Origin of the sequence: Curtobacterium sp. B8 (genome assembly GCF_000333315.1) — a bacterium.
Classification (GTDB): Bacteria; Actinomycetota; Actinomycetes; order Actinomycetales; family Microbacteriaceae; genus Curtobacterium; species Curtobacterium luteum.
This window is the reverse complement of the sequence record NZ_BACW01000378.1, coordinates 1-2,481: the sequence shown is the minus strand read 5'-3', so window position 1 is coordinate 2,481 and position 2,481 is coordinate 1. Positions and strand designations below refer to the sequence as shown.

Genomic DNA, 2,481 nt, shown 5'->3' with positions numbered 1-2,481 from the left:
CCTGGAGCGGAACGGGACGTAGGCCTCGCTGCCGAAGAACGACGCGGCGACGAGACCGCGCAGGAGGACGACCGACGGCAACCCCGGCGCCGCGCGGAAGGTCCCGGCGGGCACGAGCGGACGGAGCGCCGCCCACGTGCCGACCACGCCGACCGCCACGGCCGCCACCTGCGCCCACGCCCCGAGGTCGGGCGCGACGTTGAGGAGCAGGATCGCGAGCGCGGCACCGATGGACCAGCCGATCCGGGCACCCTGCCACGGCGCACGGAGCTCCGCGGCGGGTGGGTGCAGGTGCCGGAGCGTCGGGACGAGCACCGCGAAACCGAGCACCGCGATGGCGAGTGCGCCCGCGAAGACCCAGTGCCAACCCCAGACCTCGGTGACGATGCCCGCGAGCGCCGGACCCACGAGCGCCGGCACCACCCACGCCGCGGCGAACGCGCCGAACACGGGCCCGTGCAGCTCGTCGGGGAAGATCCGGGCGACGAGCACGTAGAGGACGACGTCGATGGCACCGGCGCCGAAGCCCTCGACGAGGCGACCGGCGAGGAAGACCTCCATCGTCGGCGCGGTCATCACGACCGCGGTGCCGAGGGCGAAGAGCGCCGCCGACACCCACGCGACGACACGGCCGCCCGACCGGTCGGTCCAGGTGCCCGCGAGCACCATGCCCGGCACGCCGGCGGCGAGCGGCGCGGCGAAGGCCAGCGCGTACAGCGTCTCGCCGTCGAGGTCACGGCTGATCTCCGGCATGACCGTCGTCATCGCGAGGTTCTGGAACGCGGCGACCGCGACGATCGCGACCATGCCGGCGGTGGCGAGCGCGTACCGGCCGCTGAAGATGCTGGTCCTCGGCAGGGCGGCAGTGCTCACCGCACCATCCTAGGAGCGGCCGCCGACAGCCGTGGGGCCGCGGTTGACGGACTGGAGGCTCGTGGCGGCGCCGCCACGAGCCTCCAGGCCGTCTCGTCAGCGCGTCAGCGCGTCAGCGCCTGCCGCAGGTCTGCGACCAGGTCGCCCGCGTCCTCGATGCCGACGGACAGGCGCACGATGTCGTCGGGCACCTCGAGCTCGGTGCCGCGGACCGACGCGTGGGTCATCTCGCTCGGGTACCCGATGAGCGACTCCACGCCGCCGAGCGACTCGGCGAGCGTGAACACCTCGGTCGACTCCGCGAACCGCTTCGCCGCTGCGGCGCCACCGGACAGGGAGAGCGAGAGCATGCCGCCGAAGGAGCGCATCTGCTTCGCCGCGACCTCGTGACCCGGGTGGTCGGCGAGACCCGGGTAGAAAACCCGCTCGACGCCCGGCGCGCCGACGAGCGACTCGGCGACGGCCTGCGCGTTGGCGGAGTGCCGCTCCATCCGGACCGCGAGCGTCTTGATGCCGCGGGTGGTGAGGAACGCGTCGAAGGGGGACGAGATCGCCCCGGCGCCGAACTGGAGGAACGCGACGGCCTCGGCGAGCGCCTCGTCCGCGAGCACCACCGCACCGCCGACGACGTCCGAGTGACCGCCGAGGTACTTCGTGGTCGAGTACACGACCGCGTCGGCGCCGAGGGACAGCGGCTGCTGGAGGTAGGGCGACGCAAAGGTGTTGTCGACCACGAGGAGGGCACCGCCCGCGTGTCCGAGCTCCGCGAGCCCGGCGATGTCGGCGATCTTCCATGAGCGGGTTCGTCGGGGGTCTCCACCCACAGCACCGTCTTCGCGGGAGCACCCCTCGAGCGCGCCCCGCACGGCGTCGACGTCGCTCATGTCGACGACGACGAGCTGGACACCCCACGGCACGTGCACGCGGTTCACCAGCCGGTGCGTGCCCCCGTAGACGTCGTTGCCCATCACCACGCGCGCACCCGGCTCGAGGTACGCGCGCAGGAGCGCGTCCTCCGCCGCGAGCCCGGACGCGAACGAGTACGCCGCGACACCGCCGTCGAGGTCCGCGAGGAGGGTCTGCAGCCCGTCGCGCGTCGGGTTGCCGCCGCGCGAGTACTCGTACCCGGCGCGCATGTTCCCGATGCCGTCCTGCGCGTAGGTGGACGTGACGTGGATGGGCGGGATGACGGCGCCGGTGCCGGCGTCGGGCTCCTGCCCGGCGTGGACGGCGCGGGTGCTGAACTCGGTCATGCGGGTGCTTCCTCGGTCGTTCGGACGGTCGGACGGTCGGACGGGAGTGGGGTCGCTCACTCGGACAGGGACGTGAGCAGGTCGTGGCGGGTCAGGACCGTGACGGGCTTGCCGTCCTCGACGACGAGCAACGCATCGACGGTCTCGAGTGCACGACGGGCGGCGGAGACGGACTCCCCCACGCCGATGAGCGGCAGCGGGTCGCCGACGAACGGCGTGAGCGCGTCGGTCATCGAGGCGGCGCCGGTGAACACCTGCTCCAGAAGGTCCTTCTCGGCGACGGCGCCGACGACCTCGCCGATGACGACGGGCGGCTCGGCACTGAGGACCGGCATCTGGGAGACGCCGTACTTCG

General features: G+C 73.1%; 3 protein-coding genes. All 3 read right to left on the bottom strand.

Annotated elements, in window-relative coordinates; genetic code table 11:
• Positions 1 to 873 (bottom strand): MFS transporter (locus I59_RS09830; RefSeq protein WP_022903724.1); only part of this gene is annotated, 873 nt, incomplete at its 3' end.
• A 104-nt stretch (positions 874 to 977) separates the two neighbouring features.
• Positions 978 to 2,126: a cystathionine gamma-synthase gene (locus tag I59_RS09825; protein WP_031273544.1), complete on the bottom strand. Its 1,149-nt coding sequence runs from the start codon at positions 2,124 to 2,126 to the stop codon at positions 978 to 980.
• A 56-nt stretch (positions 2,127 to 2,182) separates the two neighbouring features.
• Positions 2,183 to 2,481, bottom strand: a 299-nt coding sequence (locus I59_RS09820; protein ID WP_031273543.1) for a CBS domain-containing protein, incomplete at its 5' end; no start/stop codon positions are given.